The sequence below is a fragment of the Pseudomonas sp. PS01300 genome, assembly GCF_029960155.1.
Taxonomy (GTDB): domain Bacteria; phylum Pseudomonadota; class Gammaproteobacteria; order Pseudomonadales; family Pseudomonadaceae; genus Aquipseudomonas; species Aquipseudomonas palmensis.
This window is the reverse complement of the sequence record NZ_JASCPN010000080.1, coordinates 1-19912: the sequence shown is the minus strand read 5'-3', so window position 1 is coordinate 19912 and position 19912 is coordinate 1. Positions and strand designations below refer to the sequence as shown.

The following is a 19912-nucleotide window of genomic DNA, read 5'->3' as shown; positions in this document are numbered from 1 at the left end:
GTCCGACGGCCTGGGCTTCAGGCCCTGAGTGTCGCCCCGGCGCCCTGTGCGCCGGGGCGCGCCCCTCTGTGTTGCACCTACCTACGCGAAGCTGGAGAGACCATGAGAGCACTCACCTACCACGGCGCCCACGACGTCAGGGTCGATACCGTTACCGACCCCATCCTGGAAGAACCCGACGACCTGATCCTGCGGGTGACCGCCACCGCCATCTGCGGCTCGGACCTGCACCTGTACCGCGGCAAGATCCCGGCGGTCGAAGACGGCGATATCTTCGGTCACGAGTTCATGGGCGTGGTCGAGGAAGTCGGCACCGGGGTGACCGCGGTGCAGCCGGGCGATCGCGTGGTGATCCCGTTCGTGATTGCCTGCGGCAGCTGTTTCTTCTGCCAGCAGGACCTGTTCGCCGCGTGCGAGACCACCAATACCGGGCGCGGGGCGATCCTCAACAAGAAGCTCATCCCCTCTGGCGCAGCGCTGTTCGGCTACAGCCACCTGTACGGTGGCGTACCCGGCGGCCAGGCCGAGTACGTGCGCGTACCCAAGGCCAACACCGGGCCGTTCCGCGTGCCCGGCACGCTGAGCGACGAGAAGGTGCTGTTTCTGTCCGACATCCTGCCCACGGCCTTCCAGGCGGTGAAGAACACCGAGATCGGCCAGGGTTCGAGCCTCGCCATCTACGGCGCGGGGCCGGTCGGGCTGCTGTGCGCGGCGGTGGCGCGGATGCTCGGCGCCGAACGCATCTTCATGGTCGACCACCACCCCTACCGGCTGGCCTATGCGCAGCAGGCGTATGGCGTGATCCCGATCAATTTCGACGATGACGACGACCCGGCCGATACCATCATCCGCCAGACCCCGGGCATGCGCGGGGTGGATGGTGTGGTCGATGCGGTGGGCTTCGAGGCCAAGGGCAGCACCACCGAAACCGTGCTGGCCGCGCTCAAGCTCGAGGGCAGCAGCGGCAAGGCCTTGCGCCAGTGCATCGCGGCAGCCCGGCGCGGCGGTGTGGTCAGTGTGCCGGGGGTGTATTCGGGGTTCATCCACGGCTTCCTGTTCGGCGATGCGTTCGACAAGGGCCTGACCTTTCGCATGGGCCAGACCCACGTGCAGCGCTACCTGCCGGAACTGCTGGGCTACATCGAAACCGGCGCGCTCACGCCGGAAACCATCATCACCCACCGCCTGTCGCTGGAGCAGGCGGCCGAGGGCTACAGGATCTTCGACAAGAAGGAGCAGGAGTGCCGCAAGGTCATCCTCACGCCTGGCGACAGCAGCATCGAGTTGCCGATGGCCATCGTCGACGACGGCGTGGTGGCCTGAGCCCGTGACGCTGGCCGGCAGCCTCGCCGGTCAGCGTCGGGCGGGTTCAGTGGTGGGCGTGCAGCGCTTCGATCAGCTGCGCCTTGGTCATGCTCGAGCGCCCCTTGATGTCCTTGCTGCGCGCCTCCTTGAGCAGGCTTTGCTTGGTCTGGCTGGCCAACGAGGTGGTGGAGGTGCGCGCGTGGCCGGCGCGGGTGCTGGCGGCGCGTTTGGCCGAGTCGGAGGCAGCGGCGTGCTTTTCGCCGGCCGGGGTGCTGCGACCTGAGCCGCCCTTTTTCTCGCCCCCGCCAGACTGCTTGTTCACCGTGGCCCAGGCACGCGCCTCGGCCGCGGCTTTGGGCGTGCCTTTTTGCTCGTAGCTTTCTTCGATGTGCTGCGCCTTGCGTTTCTGCTCGGCGGTGTACTTGGCTTTGCTTCCCTGGGGCATGGTGCTCACCCTCGATCCGGTTGAATGCGGGCCCGTGTCACGGGCCATTCAGGGGGTTTGAGGGCGCGCGTGCGCCAGGGTGCGATTGGGTGGATGAATGGCAGAGGAGCGAAGACCACCGGCCTCTTCGCTGGCACGCCAGCGAACGAGCGCGAAGCGCTCGCCACCTGTCCTACTGGGTAGCCCCGGCCATCTGCCCCGCCGGCTCATCCGCCCCGCCGATCGGCGCCTTGAGCAACAGGAAGTACGCCAGCGCCGAGCACAGCGCCACCACCGCACTGATCATGAACGCGGTATTGAACGAGCCCGAATACTGGATGCTGAACCCGGTCACGATCGGCGCCACGGACCCTGCAATGTAGCCGCCAAAGTTCTGGATCGAACCAAACGAGGCCACCCGCGGGCTGTCGACGATGGTGTTGACGATCATCCACGCCGTGGCACTGGCCATGTTGATGCTGAACAGCGCCAGGCACAGCAGTATCACGCACCCGGTCAACCCGCTCACATACGACAGCGGCAAGGTGAACAGCGCCGCCAGCACCAGCCCGGTGATCACGCTGAACTTGCGGCTGGCCAGCACGCTCATGCCACGCCGTACCAGCAGGTCGCAGAACCGCCCCGCCACGATGGTGCCCACCGCGCCGAAACCATAGGCCAGCGATACCACCCACGCGGTGTCGTACAGGTTCAGCCCGTGCTCGCGCTCGAAGTAGCCCGGCAGCCAGGTCAGGTGCAGCCACAGCATGTAGATCACGCCCATGAAGCCCAGCACCGCGCCCCAGGTGCTGCGATGCTTGAACAGGTCGAGCCAGCCGGCAAAGTACGACGCCTTGGGCGCCTGCACCGCGTCAGCGCGCGGCGCCGGCTGCTCGCTTGGCAGCGCCTGGCCCTGCGCCGCCAGTTCGGCCAGGTACCTGGCCTTGCTCTTGTAGAACGTCAACCAGCACAGCGCCAGCACGATACCGATCACGCCGGTGATGATGAACATCCCGCGCCAGCCGAAGTTGACCATGAACAGCGTCAGCAACGGTGGCGCCAGGCACGGCCCCAGGCAGGTCGACGACCACACGATGCCGGTCGGCGTGCCCCGCTCGTTGGCGTCGAACCATTCCGACAGCGCCTTGGCCGCCGAGGGGAACATCGGCGCCTCGCCGATCCCCAGCAGCACCCGCAGGCCCATGAAGCCGCCAAAGCTGTTGACCAGCCCGCACAGCGACTGCGCCACCGACCAGGCCAGCAACGAGGCGCCCAGGGCGATCTTGCTGCCCAGGCGGTCGATGATCAGGCCCAGTGGCAACTGCGCAAAGGCATAGGCCACGGAGAAGGCCGACAGCAGGATGCCCATCTGCGAAGGGCTGATGAGCATGTCGCGCTGGATCGAGGTGTTGGCAATCGACAGCGCGCTGCGGTCCAGGTAGTTGACGATGCCGATCAACAGCAGAAACACGACGGTGATGCGTTGGTACTTCTTCAGTGCGTTCATCTGATGGCCTTTATTATTGTTGTTGCAGCGTCAAACGCCGAGGCGATCCTTCATCCACACGTCATCCCTGGAATACGCACGCCCGCTCAGGGCTGGCGTGCAGTCACTGCCACCTCCAGCAAGCCACGACGGCTCAGGCTTTCGATCAGCGCACGCAGGCCGAATGCCCATTGTGGCGCCTGGTCGCTGGTGGTCACGCGGTTGCACAGGCTGCCCAGCAGCGGGTTGCTGATGGTGACCACATCGCCCAGCTTGTGGGTGAAACCGCTGCCGGTCTGGTCACGGTCCTGCTTGGGCGCGAACAGGGTACCCAGAAACAGCACCAGGCCGTCGGGGTACTGGTGGTTCTCGTTGAGGGTCTGCTGCACCAGGTCGACCGGGTCGCGGCTGATCTGGCGCATCGAGCTGCGCCCCTGCAGCACGAAGCCATCCCGGCCTTCGACGCGCAGGTCGACTTCGGCGGCGCGCACGTCCTCCAGGCTGAAGGTCTCGTCGAACAGGCGCAGCAGCGGGCCGAGGGAGGTCGAGGCGTTGTTGTCCTTGGCCTTGGACAGCAGCAGCGCGCTGCGCCCTTCGAAGTCGCGCAGGTTCACGTCGTTGCCCAGCATGGCGCCGTGGATGGTGCCGTTGCTCGACACCGCCAGCACCACCTCGGGCTCGGGGTTGTTCCAGCTGGACTTGGGGTGCAGGCCGATATCGGCGCCGTGGCCGACCGCCGACAACGGCTGGGCCTTGGTGAACACTTCGGCGTCCGGGCCGATGCCCACTTCCAGGTACTGCGACCACATGCCCTGCTCCACCAGCAGCACGCGCAGTTCTTCGGCCTGGGCCGAGCCGGGCACGATACGCGACAGGTCGGCGCCGATACGGCTGACCAGGGTGTCGCGAATCGCGTCGGCCTTGGCCGGGTCGCCCTTGGCCTGCTCTTCGACCACACGCTCCAGCAGGCTGGCGGCGAAGGTCACGCCGGCGGCCTTGACCGCCTGCAGGTCGATGGGGGCCAGCAACCATGGCAGGCGCGCATCGCGCTGCTGCGGGTCGCTGTTGGCCAGCAGCGCGGGCAGCTCGATCAACGCCTCGCCCAGCGGCAGTGCGCGCAGGTAGGCGGCCGGGTCGGGTTGTTCGAGCAGGGCCGAGACGGTGGCCACATGGGCACTGATGTCATGCACCGCGCCGGCCCTGACCAGCACCACGGCCGGGCCCTGCTCGGGCAGCCACACCCGCCCTACCCAGCTGCCGGTGGCGAACACGGCGAGATCGTTGCTCAGTGCGAGAGGCGCGTGCGCCTGGTTATGGTTGGTCATGTGTGCACTCTTGTTGTGGTGGTCGGTCATTGCGAAAGCGGCGCAAGTTGCAACTGCGCAGCGGTCTGGTTCAGCGCATCGAGCACCGCCGGCGACAGGCCCAGGCCTTCGCGCAACGCCTGCTCGCGCAGTTTCAGCCCGGCCTGGCCCGGCAGGCGCACCGGGCGCTGCGGGTCGAGCGGACGGCTGGCCAGCACCAACTGGCCAAGGAAGCTGCTCTCGGCGGTAAAGGCCTCAAGCCCGCCGAAGAAGCGCGGGTCGATTACCACTGCGGTGGCCGAGGCGCCCCACTGCTGCGGCGCGTCCTTGCGCCCGTGCCCGGCCAGGCCCGAGGTCAGCGCCTCGACCAGCAGGGCCAGGGCAAAGCCCTTGTGCCCGAAGGCCTGCCCGCCCAATGGCAGCAGGCTGCCCTGGGGCGTGGTGAAGAAGTCGCGCGGGTCGTTGCTCGGCGTGCCGTCGTTACTCATCAGCACGGCGTGAGGCAAGGTGGTGCCGGCATCGCGGCACTGGCCCACCAGGCCCAGGGTGACGCTGGACATGCTCACATCCAGCAGGATCGGCTCGCCCTGGGTCGGAATACCCGCGGCAATCGGGTTGGGGGTGTAGATCGGGTCGATGCCGCCCTGGGCGCACACCAGCCCCACCGACGGGTCGGAGGAATACAGCAGGGCCACCAGGCCACGGTCGGTGTAGGGCTTGAGGTAGGCCGCCAGGCAGCCGATGTGCGAGGCACGGCGCACCACCGAGATACCGATACCCTGCGCCTGGGCACCCTGCGCGGCGCATGCCAGGGCACGCTCCACGCAGTACGGGCCCAGCACGTAGTGGCCGTCGAACAGCGTGGCGATGCCGCTGCCCTGCAGGTGTTCGAGGTCGGCGGCACGTGCCTTGACCTCACCGCGCTGTACGCCACCGACATAGCGGCTGACCAGGTTCAGGCCGTGGGTGCGGTGCCCCAGCAGCTCGCCCTCGAGCAGCACGCGGGTCACCACCCGGGCCACCTCGGCGTCGGCCCCGGCACCCTCGAACAACTGTTCGACGAACCGGGTCAGCGTGGCCGTGTCGTAGCGCCGGGCTTCAGACATCGCTCAGGCCCTGGCGGCTGTACTGGCCATCGACCAGGCGCTGGATACCCAGCGGGTTGGCGTCCTTGAGGGCGTCCGGCAGCAGCGCGTCGGGCACGTTCTGGTAGCACACCGGGCGCAGGAAACGGTCGATGGCCAGGGTGCCGACCGAGGTGCCGCGGGCATCGGAGGTGGCCGGGTACGGGCCGCCGTGCACCATCGCGTCACACACCTCCACACCGGTGGGGTAGCCGTTGACCAGCACGCGGCCGACCTTGTCTTCGAGCACGCCGAACAGCTGGGCGAAGGCCGGCAGGTCGTCACCGTCGGCCAGCAGCGTGGCGGTGAGCTGGCCCCGCAGGGCGCTGACGGCGCGCAGCAGCTCGGCGTCGTCGGCCACCTGGATCACGATGGTGCAGGGGCCGAACACCTCTTCCTGCAGCAGTTCGTCGTGTTCCAGCAGCAGGCTGACATCGGCGCCGAACAGCTGCGGCTGGGCCTGGTTGCCGGCTTGTGCCTGGCCGCTCAGGTGCTGGATGCCGGGGTGCGCCAGCAGTGCCTGCAGGCCCTTGCCATAGCTGGCCAGGGTGCCGGCGTTGAGCATGGTCTGCGGCGCCTGTTCGGCCAGGTGGCCGCCCAGTTGCTCGATGAAGGTGGTGAAGGCCGGCGAGCGGATGCCCAGCACCAGGCCCGGGTTGGTACAGAACTGGCCACAGCCCTGCACCACCGAGGCGGCCAGTTCCCTGGCCATCTGCGCACCACGGCTGGCCAGTGCCTGCGGCAGCGCCAGTACCGGGTTGATGCTCGACATCTCGGCAAATACCGGGATCGGCTGCGGCCGCGCCGCCGCCATGTCGCACAGGGCACGGCCGCCCTTGAGCGAACCGGTGAAGCCCACGGCCTGGATGCCGGGGTGCTTGACCAGCGCCTCGCCCACACCGCCACCGAAGATCATGTTGAACACGCCGGCCGGCATGCCGGTTTTGTCGGCCGCACGCAGCAGCGCTTCAGCCACGCGCTCGGCAGTGGCCATGTGGCCACTGTGGGCCTTGAACACCACCGGGCAACCGGCTGCCAGCGCTGCGGCGGTGTCGCCGCCAGCGGTGGAGAATGCCAGCGGGAAGTTGCTGGCGCCGAACACCGCCACCGGGCCCACGCCGATGCGGTACTGGCGCAGGTCCGGACGTGGCAGCGGCGTGCGCTCGGGCAGCGCCTGGTCGATGCGCGCACCGTAGAAGTCGCCACGGCGCAGCACCTTGGCGAACAGGCGCATCTGGCCGCTGGTGCGACCGCGCTCCCCCTGGATGCGTGCGCTTGGCAGCGCGGTTTCGCGGCAGGTCAGCGCCACGAAGTCCTCGCCCAGGGCGTCGAGTTCATCGGCAATGGCGTCGAGAAATTCGGCCCGGCGCACGGCCGGCAGGCTGCGAAACACCGGGAAGGCCGCGCTGGCACCGGCAACGGCGCTGTCGACTTCGCCCAGGGTGGCCTGGTGGAAACCGCCCGGCAGGCGTTCGCCGGTGTGGGCGTCGACGCTGTAGACCAGGGTGTCGCCCAGGGCGCTGCGCTGGCCCGCGATGAAGTTGTGTCCGGAAAAGCTCATGTGCATTTCGCCTCTGTAAGGGTGCGGAAAGGTCAATCAGGTCACGGCGCCGATCTGCCACGGCACGAACTCGTTCTGCCCGTAGCCGTGTTGCTCGCTCTTGCTGCGCTGGCCCGATGCGATGCGCAGCATCTGTTCGAAGATGTAGGCGCCGCGTTCTTCAATGCTGGTGGAACCGTCGGCAATGCCGCCGCAGTTCACGTCCATGTCTTCTTCCTGGTGCTCGAACACCCGGTTGTTGGTGGCCAGCTTGATCGACGGCGCCGGGGCGCAGCCGTAGGCCGAACCGCGACCGGTGGTGAAGGCGATCAGGTTGGCGCCGCCGGCGACCTGGCCGGTGGCCGACACCGGGTCGTAGCCGGGGGTGTCCATGAACACCAGCCCCTTGGCGCGCACGGCCTCGGCGTACTGGTACACGTCCACCAGGTTGCTGGAGCCGGCCTTGGCCACGGCGCCCAGGGATTTTTCGAGAATGGTGGTGAGGCCGCCGGCCTTGTTGCCGGCCGAGGGGTTGTTGTTGAGCTCGGCGTTCATGCGCTGGCAGTAGTCTTCCCACCAGTGGATGCGCGCGATCAGCTTCTCGCCCACTTCGCGGCTGACCGCTCGGCGCGTCAGCAGGTGCTCGGCGCCGTAGATTTCCGGGGTTTCGGACAGGATCGCGGTGCCGCCCGCGGCCACCAGGCGGTCTACCGCATTGCCCAGCGCGGGGTTGGCGGTGATGCCCGAATAGCCGTCGGAACCGCCGCATTGCAGGCCCACGATCAGGTGCCGGGCGCTGACCGGCTCGCGGCGCACCTGGTTGGCGTCGGCCAGCAGCGCCTTGACCTGCTCGATACCGGCGGCGATGGTCTTGGAGGTGCCGCCAATGCCCTGGATGGTGAACGCGCGCAACTGGGCGCCGGCGGTCAGCCCCTGGGTCTGCATCAGGCTTTCGATCTGGTTGGTCTCGCAGCCCAGGCCGATGATCAGCACGGCGGCGAAGTTGGGGTGCACGGCATAGCCGCCCAGGGTGCGGCGCAGCAGGCCCAGGGCTTCGCCGCTGGGGTCGACCGCGCAACCGGCACCGTGGGTCAGGGCCACCACGCCATCGACGTTGGGGTAGTCGGCCAGCGCCTCGGGGTGGATATCGCGGCGAAAATGGTCGGCCACGGCACGGGCAACGGTCGCCGAGCAGTTCACCGAGGTCAGGATGCCCACGTAGTTGCGGGTGGCCACCCGCCCGTCGGCACGCACGATGCCTTCGAAGAAGGCTTCCCTGGCCGGCACGCTGTGGGCGTCTTCGCCAAAGGCGTAGTCACGGGCGAAGTCGCCCATCTCCACGTTGTGCACATGCACGTGTTCGCCGGCCTCGATGGGCTGCGAGGCAAAGCCGATGATCTGGCCATAGCGGCGCAGCGCCTCGCCCTGCTCCACGCGCTGGCTGGCCACCTTGTGCCCCGAAGGGATCGACTGGCGCACGGTGACCGCCTCGGCGTCCAGGTGCAGGCCCTCGGGCAGCACCTGGCGGGCAATCAGCACGTTGTCCAGCGGGTTGAGGCGGATGACCGCAGGGTCTTCGCTGCTGCGGGTTCTGGCAATCAGGTGCATGGGACCTCTCAGGGCGCTACGGCAAGCTTCTTGTTATGGCATCACGCCCGTCTTGTGCGGGCGAATCTGCACCAACTGTAAGGAGCCGGCCGGCGTATTCCCAATGAGATGATCCGATCAAGCGATAACCCTGGGTTATCGAAGTGCGAATTCTCGTTTCATTTATAGATCGTTTTATGACCCTCGGCCTGACGGCGCTGGCGGGCGAAGTCCAGCAGGATATCGGCGAACACCTGCGCCGAGCCGGTCAGCGGCTGGTCCTTGCGGGTGATGATGCCGTACTCCAGCGGTGCCAGGTGCAGCGGGGTCTGCAGCTCGCGAAACTGACCGCTGGCCAGCTGCGCCGCCACCATCGAGCGCGGCAGCATGGCGATCATCGGCCCCGACTGCAGCAGTTGCAGGAACATCGGCATCGAGATGGTATCCACGCTGTCGGCGGGGGTGGCGATGTTGGCAGCGCGAAACGCCCGCTCCAGGCGGTCGCGGATCGGCGTGCCGACCGGGTACAGCACCCACGGCCAGTCGCCCAGGGCCTCCAGCGGCGTGATCTCGAGCTGGTTGAGCGGGTGGCTGCTGTTGACCACCAGGCAGAAGGGCTCGGGCTCCAGTGCCTGGAAGTCGAACAACTGGGCGAAACGCGGTTCGGTGAAGCGCCCGATCATCAGGTCGAGCTTGTTCTGTTCGAGCATCGCCAGCAGGTAGTCGCTGGACTGCTCCACCACTTCTATCGACAGCAGCGGGCTGCGCGCCTTGATCGCGGCAATGGCCTGGGGCAGCACCACCGAGGTGGCGGCGAAGATGCCGCCCACCTTGATGAAGCCGTGGCCGCCCTTGCGCAGGCGATTGACCTGGTCGACGAAGGTGTGCGAGTCGGCCAGCGCGTTCTGCGCATAGCGCACCACGTACTCGCCCAGCTCGGTGGGCGGCATGCTGCGCGGCAGGCGCTCGAACAGGGCAAAGCCGAACTGCTCCTCGAGGTCGCGCAGCATCTTGCTCAGGGCCGGCTGGCTGAGGTTCATGCGCGAGGCAGTGGCGTGCATGTTGCGCGTGCGCGCCAGGGTGTCGATCAGCACCAGGTGCTTGAAGCGCACCCAGTTGCAGAAGCTGGAATGGGTAATGTCCGAGGGCATCGGCTCAGTGCCTCCTGAAGGTGGCGGCGCAGGTCATGTCATTGCGCCCGCAGGTAATGCAGCAGGGTGTTCAGCGCCACCGAGCGTGGGCGCGAACGCAGGGTCAGCAGGCCCAGGTTGACCATGCTGATGGGCAGCTCCACCGGCAGGATGGCGACCATGCCATAGCGCGCATAATGCTCGGCCACGTCGTTGGGCACCACCGCGATCATGTCGGAGGCTTCGAGCATGGCGGTGGTGGCCAGGATCGAGGCGGTCTCGACGATGTCCAGCGACTGCACCATGCCGCCGGCCTGCAGCGCGCTTTCCACGCGCCGGCGCATGGGGCTGCCGAGCGGGTGCAGGATCCAGGTGAGGCTCACCAGGTCGGCCAGTTGCAGCGCCGCGGCGCCGGCCAGCGGGTGCCCTGCCCTGGCGATCACGCGCATCTGCTCGCCGATGTCGAACAGCTCGATGTCCAGGTCCTGGCTGTCACCCTGGTCGGGCAGGCGCCCGAGCACCACGTCGAAGTCGCCGCGCAGCAGCGCCGGCAGCAAGGTGTCGCTGGTGCCCACCTCGATGCTGATGCGCACCTTGGGATGGTCGCGCTTGTAGGCCAGCACCGCGCCGGTCAGCAGGCGCGGCACCGGGCCCATCACCGTGCCCACCCGCACCAGGCCCATGGCACCGCGGGCCAGTTCGGCGATCTGCGCCTGGGCGTGCTCGAACTCGTGCAGCGCGCCCTGGGCATAGCGGATCATCACCTCGCCATACAGGGTGGGCTGCATGCCCCGGGGCAGGCGCTCGAACAGGCGTACGCCCAGGCGCTCCTCCAACTGCTGCAACAGCAGGCTCGCCGCCGGTTGGGTGGTGTGCATGGCCGCTGCGGCGCGGCGCAGGTTGCCGAACTCGCCCAGGGCGTTGAGCAAGGTGATCTGGCGGCTGGAAATTTTCAGCGCGCCGAGGCTGCGTGGCAGCAGCGGATCGGCTTCAGGGCTCGCAGACATATCGAATTCGGTATCCCTGGTTAGGAAACCGCGATTATGCACGTATCGCTCGGCAACCTACAGTCGGGACTCCAAGTGGTCACCGAGAACAAGAGCCCGCCATGAGCATTCGAATTACCCACCTGAGCGTTCGCGATATCCGTTTCCCTACCTCGCTGTCGCTCGACGGCTCCGACGCGATGAACAGCGCACCGGACTATTCGGCGTCCTACGTGGTGCTGCACACCGACAGCCCCCTGGAAGGCCACGGCCTGACCTTCACCATCGGCCGCGGCAACGAGATCTGCGTGGCCGCGATCCAGTCGCTGGCACCGATGGTGGTGGGCCTGACCCTGGAAGAGATCACCGCCGACATGGGCGCCTTCTGGCACAACTTCACCGTCGGCGACAGCCAGCTGCGCTGGCTGGGCCCGGAAAAAGGCGTGATCCACCTCGCCACCGCCGCCATCATCAATGCCGTGTGGGACCTGTGGGCCAAGCACGAAGAAAAACCGGTGTGGAAGCTGCTGGCCGACATGAGCCCCGAGCAGCTGGTGCGCTGCCTGGACTTCAGCTACGTCACCGACGTGATCACCCCCGAGGAAGCCATCGCCCTGCTGCGCCGCAATGCGCCGGGCAAGGCCGAGCGCGAGGCGCAGATGCTGCGCGAAGGCTACCCGGGCTACACCACCGCACCGGGCTGGCTGGGCTACAGCGAAGAGAAGATGCGCCAGCTCACCCGCGAGGCCGTGGCCGATGGCTGGACCCACGTGAAGCAGAAGATCGGCGCCAACCTGGAAGACGACATTCGCCGCGCCGGCATCCTGCGTGACGAGCTGGGCTGGGAACGCACCCTGATGATGGACGCCAACCAGGTGTGGGGCGTGGACGAATCGATCGAGAACATGCGCCGCCTGGCCGCCTTCGCACCGCTGTGGATCGAGGAGCCGACCAGCCCCGACGACATCCTCGGCCATGCCACCATTCGCCAGCGCATCGCGCCGATCGGCGTGGCCACCGGCGAGCACTGCCATAACCGGGTGATGTTCAAGCAGATGTTCCAGGCCGGTGCGCTGGACTTCTGCCAGCTCGACGCGGCGCGCCTGGGCGGGCTGAACGAGGTGCTGATCGTGCTGCTGATGGCGGCCAAGTACGACGTGCCGGTGTGCCCGCATGGCGGGGGTGTGGGTTTGTGCGAATACGTGCAGAATATCGCGCTGTTCGACTACATCGGCGTTTCGGCCTCGCTGCACAACCGCGTGCTGGAATACGTCGACCACCTGCACGAGCACTTCATCGACCCGGTGGTGATCCGCCGCGGCCGCTACATGCCACCGCTGCGCCCCGGCTACAGCATCGAGATGCACGCCGACACCCTGGAGCGCTACCAGTACCCGAACGGCCCGGTGTGGCTGGACATCGCCCGCACCTGATCGACACCCAAGCCCGCCGCCGCGCCCTGCGCGTCGGCGGGCCGCACCATCAATACCGGGGTTAACAATAATGACAATCCTCAATACCGCGACAGCGGCGGCCGCGCCCGCCGTGCCTGCCGAACAACGCCTGAACAGCCTGCTGCTGCGCAAACTGCTGCCGCTGCTGGTCATCGTCTACGTGATGAGCTTTCTGGACCGCACCAACATTGCCCTGGCCAAGGCCAGCATGGGCATCGACCTGGGGCTGTCGGCCGCTGCCTACGGCCTGGGCGCCGGGCTGTTCTTTCTGACCTACGCGCTGGCCGAGGTGCCAAGCAACCTGATCATGCACCGGGTGGGCGCACGTTTCTGGATCACCCGCATCATGATCACCTGGGGCCTGCTGTCGGCGGGCATGGCGTTCGTGCAGGGCGAGACCTCGTTCTACATCATGCGCCTGCTGCTGGGCGTGGCCGAGGCCGGGCTGTTCCCGGGGGTGATGCTGTACCTGACCTACTGGTTCGACCGCGAACAGCGGGCACGTGCCACCGGTTACTTTTTGCTGGGCGTGTGCCTGGCCAACATCCTCAGCGGGCCGCTGGGCGGTGCGTTGCTGCAGATGGACGGTTTGCTGGGCTGGCATGGCTGGCAGTGGCTGTTCGTGATCGAAGGCCTGCCGGCAGTGGCGCTGGCGTATGTGGTGTGGAAGAAACTGCCTGACGGGCCGGCCTCGGCCAAATGGCTGTCGGAGGCCGACAAGCGCGACATCGAGCAGCGCCTGAGCGCCGAAAAAGCCGCCGCGCCGCCACAGACCCGCCTGAGCCAGATGTTTCGCGACAAGCAGATCTGGCTGGCGATCGCGGTGTACTTCGTGCACCAGATCACCATCTACACGGTGATCTTCTTTCTGCCGGGCATCATCGGCACCTATGGCAACCTGTCGCCGTTCCAGATCGGCCTGCTGACCTCGGTACCGTGGATTGCCGCCGCCATTGGCGCCGCGACCTTCCCGCGCCTGGCCACCACCCCCACCCGCTGCCGGATGATCATGTTCTTCGGCTTGCTGACCATGGCGGCGGGGCTGGTGATTGCCTCGTTCTCCAACTCGTTCATCGGGCTGGTGGGCTTTTCGCTGACGGCGCTGATGCTGTTCGTGGTGCAGTCGATCATCTTCGTGTTCCCGTCCAGCCGCCTGAGCGGCAGTGCACTGGCGGCGGGGCTGGCGTTCGTGACCATGTGCGGGCTGTTCGGCGGGTTCGTCGGGCCGTCGGTGATGGGGCTGATCGAGCAGACCACCGGCAGCACGCGCAACGGGCTGTGGGTGATCGCCGGCCTGCTGGTGCTGGCGGCGCTGATCAGCACGCGGTTGCGTCAGGGGCAGGAGGAGAAGGCTCAGGCCTGAGCCCATCTCGAATCGGCGCTGCCTGCATCGCGGGTCAAGCCCGCTCCCACAAGGATCATCGCGGTCCGTGTAGGAGCGGGCTTGACCCGAGATGGTGTTCATATCATTCCGAATGATAGTTACCTTCGCCCCATTCGATTCGTTGTTAATAGTTACAAATCGCAGAATCCGCCCACTCTCAATACATTGGCGGATCTATCCATGGAACACTCACTCAAACCCTTGCGCTATCCCCTTGCTGCCCTGGCACTGGTGGTGATGAGTGCCTGTGGTCGTACCCCGGAGGCCCCGCAAGCGCCCGGTGCGCCGAAAGTCACGGTGGCCAAGGTGCTGGAGCAGCCCATCAACGAATGGGACGAGTTCACCGGCCGCCTCGAAGCCCCCGAAACCGTCGAGGTACGCCCGCGCGTTTCCGGCCAGATCGACCAGGTAGCCTTCACCGAAGGTGCCCAGGTCAAGAAAGGCGACCTGCTGTTCCAGATCGATCCGCGCCCGTTCCAGGCTCAGGTACGCCAACTTGAAGCCCAACTGCAACAAGCCCGCGCCACCGCCACCCGCAGCCAGACCGAAGCCCAGCGCGGCGAGCGCCTGCGCAGCAGCAACGCGATTTCCGCCGAACTCGCCGAGTCGCGCACCAGTGCCGCCGCCGAAGCCCGCGCCGGGGTGGCCGCGATCCAGGCGCAACTGGACCTGGCCAGGCTGAACCTGAGCTTCACCCGCGTTACCGCGCCCATCAGCGGCCGTGTCAGCCGCGCCGAGTTCACCGCCGGCAACATCGTCACCGCCGATGTCACCGCGCTCACCAGCGTGGTGTCCACCGACAAGGTCTACGCCTACTTCGACGCCGACGAGCGCGTGTACCTCAAGTACACCCAGCTGGCCCGCGACGGCCAGCGCGGCCAGAGCACCCCGGTGTACCTGGGCCTGTCCAACGAAACCGGCAACCCGCACCTGGGCCAGATGAACTTCGTCGACAACCAGGTCAACCCCAAGACCGGCACCATTCGCGGTCGCGCGGTGTTCGACAACAGCGACGGCCAGTTCACCCCCGGGCTGTACGCGCGCCTGAAACTGGTCGGCAGCGCCACCTATTCGGCCGTGCTGATCAACGACGAGGCCGTGGGCACCGACCTGGGCAAGAAGTTCGTGCTGGTGATGGACAAAGACAACAAGGCCGATTACCGCGCCGTGGAGCTGGGCCCCAAACTCGAAGGCCTGCGTATCGTGCGCAGCGGCCTGAGCAAGGAAGACCGCATCGTGGTCAAGGGCCTGCAGCGTGTACGCCCTGGCTCGCCGGTCAGCCCTGAAGAAACCCCGATGGCCAGCGATACCACCCTCGCCGCCCTCGCCCAGCAACGCCAGGCCCTGGAAGCCAGCACCCCGAGCAAGCCGGTCACGGTCAAGCTCGCCAGTGCCGCGGCACCACGCGGTTAAGGGACCAGACCGATGAATTTTTCCCAGTTCTTCATTACCCGGCCGATATTCGCCGCCGTGCTGTCGCTGCTGATCCTGATCGCCGGCAGCATCTCGCTGTTCCAGCTGCCGATCAGCGAATACCCCGAGGTGGTACCGCCCACCGTGGTGGTGCGCGCCAACTTCCCCGGTGCCAACCCCAAGGTGATCGGCGAAACCGTGGCCGCGCCGCTCGAGCAGGCCATCACCGGTGTCGAGAACATGCTGTACATGTCCTCGCAGTCCACCGCCGACGGCAAGATCACCCTGACCATCACCTTCGCCCTGGGCACCGACCTGGACAACGCGCAGGTGCAGGTGCAGAACCGTGTGACCCGCACCCAGCCCAAGCTGCCCGAGGAAGTCACGCGTATCGGTATCACCGTCGACAAGGCCTCGCCCGACCTGACCATGGTGGTGCACCTGACCTCGCCGGACAACCGCTACGACATGCTCTACCTGTCCAACTACGCGATCCTCAACATCAAGGACGAGCTGGCTCGCCTGGGTGGCGTGGGTGACGTGCAGCTGTTCGGCATGGGCGACTACTCGCTGCGCGTATGGCTGGACCCGAACAAGACCGCCTCGCGCAACCTGACTGCCAGCGACGTGGTGGCTGCCATTCGCGAGCAGAACCGCCAGGTGGCCGCCGGCCAGCTCGGTTCGCCGCCCGCCCCCGGGGCCACCAGCTTCCAGCTGTCGGTCAACACCCAGGGCCGCCTGGTGAGCGAAGAGGAATTCGAGAACATCATCATCCGCTCCGGCGCCGACGGTGAAATCACCCGCCTCAAGGACATCGCCCGGGTGGAGCTGGGCTCCAGCCAGTACGCCCTGCGTTCGCTGCTCAACAATCAGCCGGCGGTGGCGATCCCGATCTTCCAGCGCCCTGGCTCCAACGCCATCGAGATCTCCGACGAAGTACGCGCCAAGATGGCCGAGCTGAAGAAGGACTTCCCCGAGGGCATGGACTACAGCATCGTCTATGACCCCACCGTGTTCGTGCGCGGCTCGATCGAAGCGGTGGTGCACACCCTGTTCGAGGCGCTGATCCTGGTGGTGCTGGTGGTGATCCTGTTCCTGCAGACCTGGCGCGCCTCGGTCATCCCGCTGGTGGCGGTACCGGTCTCGCTGATCGGCACCTTTGCGGTGATGCACCTGTTCGGCTTCTCGCTCAACGCGCTGTCGCTGTTCGGGCTGGTGCTGGCCATCGGTATCGTGGTGGACGACGCCATCGTGGTGGTGGAGAACGTGGAGCGCAACATCGAGCTGGGGCTCAACCCGCTGGAGGCGACCAAGCGCGCCATGAGCGAAGTGACCGGGCCGATCATCGCCACCGCGCTGGTGCTGTGCGCGGTGTTCATCCCGGCGGCGTTCATCTCCGGCCTGACCGGGCAGTTCTACAAGCAGTTCGCCTTGACCATCGCGATTTCCACGGTGATCTCGGCGTTCAACTCGCTGACCCTGTCGCCGGCGCTGGCTGCGGTGTTGCTCAAGGGCCATCACGCCCCCAAGGACCGCTTCTCGAAACTGCTCGACCGCCTGCTCGGCGGCTGGCTGTTCAAGCCGTTCAACCGCTTCTTCGAGCGTGCCAGCCATGGCTACGTGGGCACCGTGGGCCGCGTGATCCGCAGCAGCGGCATCGCCCTGTTCGTGTACGCCGGGCTGATGGTGCTGACCTGGATGGGCTTTGCCGCCACCCCGACCGGTTTCGTGCCCGCCCAGGACAAGCAGTACCTGGTGGCCTTCGCGCAACTGCCGGATGCGGCCAGCCTTGACCGCACCGAATCGGTCATCAAGAAGATGAGCGAGTTCGCCCTCAAGCAACCGGGTGTGGCCGACTCCATCGCCTTCCCGGGCCTGTCGATCAACGGGTTCACCAACAGCCCCAACAGCGGCATTGTGTTCGTCGCACTCAAGTCGTTCGACCAGCGCAAGGACCCCAGCCAGTCGGCCGCGGCGATTGCCGCCACGTTGAACGCGCAGTACGCCGACATCCAGGAAGCCTACATCGCGATCTTCCCGCCACCACCGGTTCAGGGGCTGGGTACCATCGGCGGTTTCCGCCTGCAGATCGAAGACCGTGGCAACCTGGGCTACGAGGCGCTGTACAAGGAAACCCAGAACATCATCGCCAAGAGCCACAACGTGCCGGAGCTGGCCGGGCTGTTCACCAGCTACCAGGTGAATGTGCCGCAGGTGGATGCCGCCATCGACCGTGAGAAGGCCAAGACCCACGGTGTGGCGATCAACGATATCTTCGACACCCTGCAGATCTACCTGGGCTCGCTGTACGCCAACGACTTCAACCGCTTTGGCCGTACCTACCAGGTCAACGTGCAGGCCGAGCAGCAGTTCCGCCTGGATGCCGAGCAGATCGGCCAGCTCAAGGTGCGCAACAACCAGGGCGAGATGATCCCGCTGGCGACCTTCATCAAGGTCAGCGACACCTCCGGGCCGGACCGCGTGATGCACTACAACGGCTTCATCACCGCCGAGATCAACGGTGGCGCAGCACCCGGCTACAGCTCCGGCCAGGCCGAACAGGCCATGGCAAAACTGCTCAAGGAAGAGCTGCCCAACGGCATGACCTTCGAATGGACCGAGCTGACCTATCAGCAGATCCTGGCCGGCAACACCGCGCTGTTCGTGTTCCCGCTGTGCGTGCTGCTGGCGTTCCTGGTACTGGCTGCCCAGTACGAGAGCTGGAGCCTGCCGCTGGCGGTGATCCTGATCGTGCCGATGACCCTGCTGTCGGCCATTACCGGGGTAATCCTGTCCGGTGGCGACAACAACATCTTCACCCAGATCGGCCTGATCGTACTGGTGGGGCTGGCGTGCAAGAACGCGATTCTTATCGTCGAGTTCGCCAAGGACAAGCAGGCCGAAGGGCTCGACCCGCTGGCTGCGGTGCTGGAAGCCTGCCGGCTGCGGCTGCGCCCGATCCTGATGACCTCGTTCGCCTTCATCATGGGTGTGGTGCCGCTGGTGTTCTCCTCCGGGGCCGGCGCCGAAATGCGCCATGCCATGGGCGTGGCGGTGTTCTCCGGGATGATCGGGGTGACGATTTTCGGCCTGTTGCTGACCCCGGTGTTCTTTGTGTTGATCCGTCGTTATGTAGAGCGCAGCGAGGCCCGCAAGGCGGCCCGCCAGCTGCAGCTGGAGAACCAGGCATGAACCACTTGAAACTGTGGGCACCGAGCCTGCTGGTACTGGCCCTGGCTGCCTGTGCGGTCGGCCCGGACTACCAGGCCCCGCACACCGACGCCGCGCACCTGGCGGCGGCCGATGCGCAGGAGGCCAAGGCGGCCTTCGACCGCACCCGCTTCGATGCGATCTGGTGGCGTCAGTTCGACGACCCGGTCCTCAACCAGCTGGTGAGCCAGTCGCTGGCCGACAACCGCGAGCTGCGCGTGGCGTTTGCGCGCCTGAAAGCGGCGCGGGCGATTCGTGACGATGTGAGCAACGATGCGCTGCCCACCGTCACCAGCCGCGCCAGCAGCGACCTGGGCAAGGGTCAGATACCTGGCCAGACCGACCGCCGGGTCAACAGCGAGCGCTACGACCTGGGCCTGGACATGGCCTGGGAGCTTGACCTGTTCGGCCGCATTCAGCGCCAGCTGGAAGCCAGCGAGGCGCAGGAGGCCGCGGCCCAGGCCGACCTGCAACAATTGCAGGTGAGCCTGATTGCCGAGCTGGTTGATGCTTATGGACAACTGCGCGGTGCGCAGTTGCGCGAGAAGATAGCCCTGGCCAACCTCAAGACCCAGCAGGATTCGCGCGGCATTACCGAAACCCTGCGTGATGCAGGGGTTGGCAACGAATTGGACGTGGTGCGCGCCGATGCGCGCCTGGCGGCGGTAGAGGCCAGCGTGCCGCAGCTGCAGGCCGAGCAGGTGCGTGCGCGCAACCGCATCGCCACCTTGCTGGGGCAGCGGCCGGATGCGTTGAGTGTCGACCTGTCGCCGGCGCAGTTGCCGGCGATTGCCAAGGCCCTGCCGATTGGCGACCCGGGCGAACTGCTCAAGCGTCGCCCGGATGTGCGCAGCGCCGAGCGCCAGCTGGCGGCGGCCACGGCGAATGTGGGGGTGGCCACGGCCGACCTGTTCCCGCGGGTGAGCCTGAGCGGCTTCCTGGGCTTTACCGCAGGGCGTGGTTCGCAGTTGGGGTCGAGTGCGGCGCAGGCGTGGGCACTGGGCCCGAGCATCACCTGGGCGGCGTTCGACCTGGGCAGTGTGCGGGCGCGTCTGCGCGGCGCGAATGCCGAGGCCGAGGGTGCGTTGGCGACCTATGAGCAGCAGGTGCTGCTGGCGTTGGAAGAGTCGGAGAATGCGTTCAGCGATTACGCCAAGCGTCAGCAACGGCTGATGGCGCTGCTGCGCCAGAGCGAGGCGAGCCGCAAGGCCGCGGACCTGGCGTCGATTCGTTACCGCGAGGGTACGGTGGATTACCTGGTGCTGCTGGATGCCGAGCGTGAACGGCTCACTGCCGAGGACGCGCAGGCGTTGGGCGAGGTGGACCTGTATCGCGGGATCGTGGCGATCTACAAGGCACTCGGTGGTGGCTGGCAGACCGACAGCGTGGCTGCGGCGAACTGATTCAGAGCTCCTTTGGTTGGTTAGCACCGACCACTTTGCCCCGCCATTGGCGGGGCTTTTTTTTGTGGCCTGAACGCAGTTTGCCTGTCGCCGTACGGCAAATCGCGGGTCAAGCCCGCTCCCACAACGGCTACGGTGATCCTTGTGGGAGCGGGCTTGACC

14 protein-coding genes are annotated in these 19912 nt (G+C 66.7%); 6 read left to right on the top strand and 8 right to left on the bottom strand.

Going from position 1 to position 19912, the window contains the following annotated elements; all coding sequences use genetic code 11:
• The first annotated feature begins 102 nt into the window (after positions 1–102).
• Positions 103–1323, top strand: a complete 1221-nt coding sequence (locus tag QMX96_RS24380) for a zinc-dependent alcohol dehydrogenase (protein ID WP_116053687.1) — start codon at positions 103–105, stop codon at positions 1321–1323.
• Positions 1324–1369: 46 nt separating this feature from the next.
• Here the strand turns inward: QMX96_RS24380 and QMX96_RS24375 are convergent, their stop codons facing one another.
• The 8 genes from QMX96_RS24375 to QMX96_RS24340 all read right to left on the bottom strand — a co-directional run bounded on the left by QMX96_RS24375 (position 1370) and on the right by QMX96_RS24340 (position 10907).
• The gene (locus QMX96_RS24375; RefSeq protein WP_282362604.1) at positions 1370–1750 is read right to left on the bottom strand and encodes a termination factor Rho; all 381 of its coding nucleotides are present in this window, start codon (positions 1748–1750) and stop codon (positions 1370–1372) included.
• A gap of 172 nt (positions 1751–1922) precedes the next feature.
• Positions 1923–3236 (bottom strand): MFS transporter, encoded by a 1314-nt coding sequence (locus QMX96_RS24370; protein WP_054914329.1) that lies wholly within the window; start codon positions 3234–3236, stop codon positions 1923–1925.
• A gap of 86 nt (positions 3237–3322) precedes the next feature.
• Positions 3323–4540, bottom strand: a complete 1218-nt coding sequence (locus QMX96_RS24365) for a fumarylacetoacetate hydrolase family protein (protein WP_282362603.1) — start codon at positions 4538–4540, stop codon at positions 3323–3325.
• A 26-nt stretch (positions 4541–4566) separates the two neighbouring features.
• Entirely contained in the window at positions 4567–5625 is a 1059-nt protein-coding gene (locus QMX96_RS24360) for an Ldh family oxidoreductase (protein ID WP_054914328.1), read from the bottom strand.
• Positions 5618–7210: an aldehyde dehydrogenase (NADP(+)) gene (locus QMX96_RS24355; protein ID WP_282362602.1), complete on the bottom strand. Its 1593-nt coding sequence runs from the start codon at positions 7208–7210 to the stop codon at positions 5618–5620. The genes QMX96_RS24360 and QMX96_RS24355 overlap by 8 nt, the downstream gene beginning before the upstream one ends.
• A 30-nt stretch (positions 7211–7240) precedes the next feature.
• Positions 7241–8791, bottom strand: coding sequence for an altronate dehydratase family protein (locus tag QMX96_RS24350; RefSeq protein WP_043864068.1), 1551 nt, complete (start codon positions 8789–8791; stop codon positions 7241–7243).
• A gap of 158 nt (positions 8792–8949) precedes the next feature.
• The gene (locus tag QMX96_RS24345) at positions 8950–9921 is read right to left on the bottom strand and encodes a LysR family transcriptional regulator (protein ID WP_043864069.1); all 972 of its coding nucleotides are present in this window, start codon (positions 9919–9921) and stop codon (positions 8950–8952) included.
• Between the two features lie 38 nt (positions 9922–9959).
• The gene (locus tag QMX96_RS24340) at positions 9960–10907 is read right to left on the bottom strand and encodes a LysR substrate-binding domain-containing protein (protein ID WP_054914325.1); all 948 of its coding nucleotides are present in this window, start codon (positions 10905–10907) and stop codon (positions 9960–9962) included.
• Between the two features lie 101 nt (positions 10908–11008).
• On the opposite strand from QMX96_RS24340, the gene QMX96_RS24335 reads away from it, so the two are divergent.
• The 5 genes from QMX96_RS24335 to QMX96_RS24315 all read left to right on the top strand — a co-directional run bounded on the left by QMX96_RS24335 (position 11009) and on the right by QMX96_RS24315 (position 19750).
• Complete coding sequence (locus tag QMX96_RS24335; RefSeq protein WP_043864071.1) at positions 11009–12319, top strand: L-fuconate dehydratase; 1311 nt, start codon at positions 11009–11011, stop codon at positions 12317–12319.
• 70 nt (positions 12320–12389) lie between these two features.
• The gene (locus tag QMX96_RS24330) at positions 12390–13703 is read left to right on the top strand and encodes an MFS transporter (protein ID WP_043864072.1); all 1314 of its coding nucleotides are present in this window, start codon (positions 12390–12392) and stop codon (positions 13701–13703) included.
• Positions 13704–13904: 201 nt separating this feature from the next.
• Positions 13905–15137, top strand: coding sequence for a multidrug efflux RND transporter periplasmic adaptor subunit MexE (mexE, locus tag QMX96_RS24325; RefSeq protein ID WP_043864073.1), 1233 nt, complete (start codon positions 13905–13907; stop codon positions 15135–15137).
• Positions 15138–15149: 12 nt separating this feature from the next.
• Positions 15150–18329 (top strand): efflux RND transporter permease subunit, encoded by a 3180-nt coding sequence (locus tag QMX96_RS24320; protein WP_282362601.1) that lies wholly within the window; start codon positions 15150–15152, stop codon positions 18327–18329.
• Positions 18326–19750 (top strand): TolC family protein, encoded by a 1425-nt coding sequence (locus tag QMX96_RS24315; protein ID WP_043864075.1) that lies wholly within the window; start codon positions 18326–18328, stop codon positions 19748–19750. The genes QMX96_RS24320 and QMX96_RS24315 overlap by 4 nt, the downstream gene beginning before the upstream one ends.
• Positions 19751–19912 lie beyond the last annotated feature (162 nt).

Coding starts and splice junctions, on each gene's coding strand:
- QMX96_RS24370 (WP_054914329.1), bottom strand. CDS start 3,236: ATGAACGCACTGAAGAAGTACCAACGCATCACCGTCGTGTTTCTGCTG.
- QMX96_RS24360 (WP_054914328.1), bottom strand. CDS start 5,625: ATGTCTGAAGCCCGGCGCTACGACACGGCCACGCTGACCCGGTTCGTC.
- QMX96_RS24340 (WP_054914325.1), bottom strand. CDS start 10,907: ATGTCTGCGAGCCCTGAAGCCGATCCGCTGCTGCCACGCAGCCTCGGC.
- QMX96_RS24330 (WP_043864072.1), top strand. CDS start 12,390: ATGACAATCCTCAATACCGCGACAGCGGCGGCCGCGCCCGCCGTGCCT.
- QMX96_RS24380 (WP_116053687.1), top strand. CDS start 103: ATGAGAGCACTCACCTACCACGGCGCCCACGACGTCAGGGTCGATACC.
- mexE (WP_043864073.1), top strand. CDS start 13,905: ATGGAACACTCACTCAAACCCTTGCGCTATCCCCTTGCTGCCCTGGCA.
- QMX96_RS24375 (WP_282362604.1), bottom strand. CDS start 1,750: ATGCCCCAGGGAAGCAAAGCCAAGTACACCGCCGAGCAGAAACGCAAG.
- QMX96_RS24320 (WP_282362601.1), top strand. CDS start 15,150: ATGAATTTTTCCCAGTTCTTCATTACCCGGCCGATATTCGCCGCCGTG.
- QMX96_RS24315 (WP_043864075.1), top strand. CDS start 18,326: ATGAACCACTTGAAACTGTGGGCACCGAGCCTGCTGGTACTGGCCCTG.
- QMX96_RS24350 (WP_043864068.1), bottom strand. CDS start 8,791: ATGCACCTGATTGCCAGAACCCGCAGCAGCGAAGACCCTGCGGTCATC.
- QMX96_RS24355 (WP_282362602.1), bottom strand. CDS start 7,210: ATGCACATGAGCTTTTCCGGACACAACTTCATCGCGGGCCAGCGCAGC.
- QMX96_RS24335 (WP_043864071.1), top strand. CDS start 11,009: ATGAGCATTCGAATTACCCACCTGAGCGTTCGCGATATCCGTTTCCCT.
- QMX96_RS24365 (WP_282362603.1), bottom strand. CDS start 4,540: ATGACCAACCATAACCAGGCGCACGCGCCTCTCGCACTGAGCAACGAT.
- QMX96_RS24345 (WP_043864069.1), bottom strand. CDS start 9,921: ATGCCCTCGGACATTACCCATTCCAGCTTCTGCAACTGGGTGCGCTTC.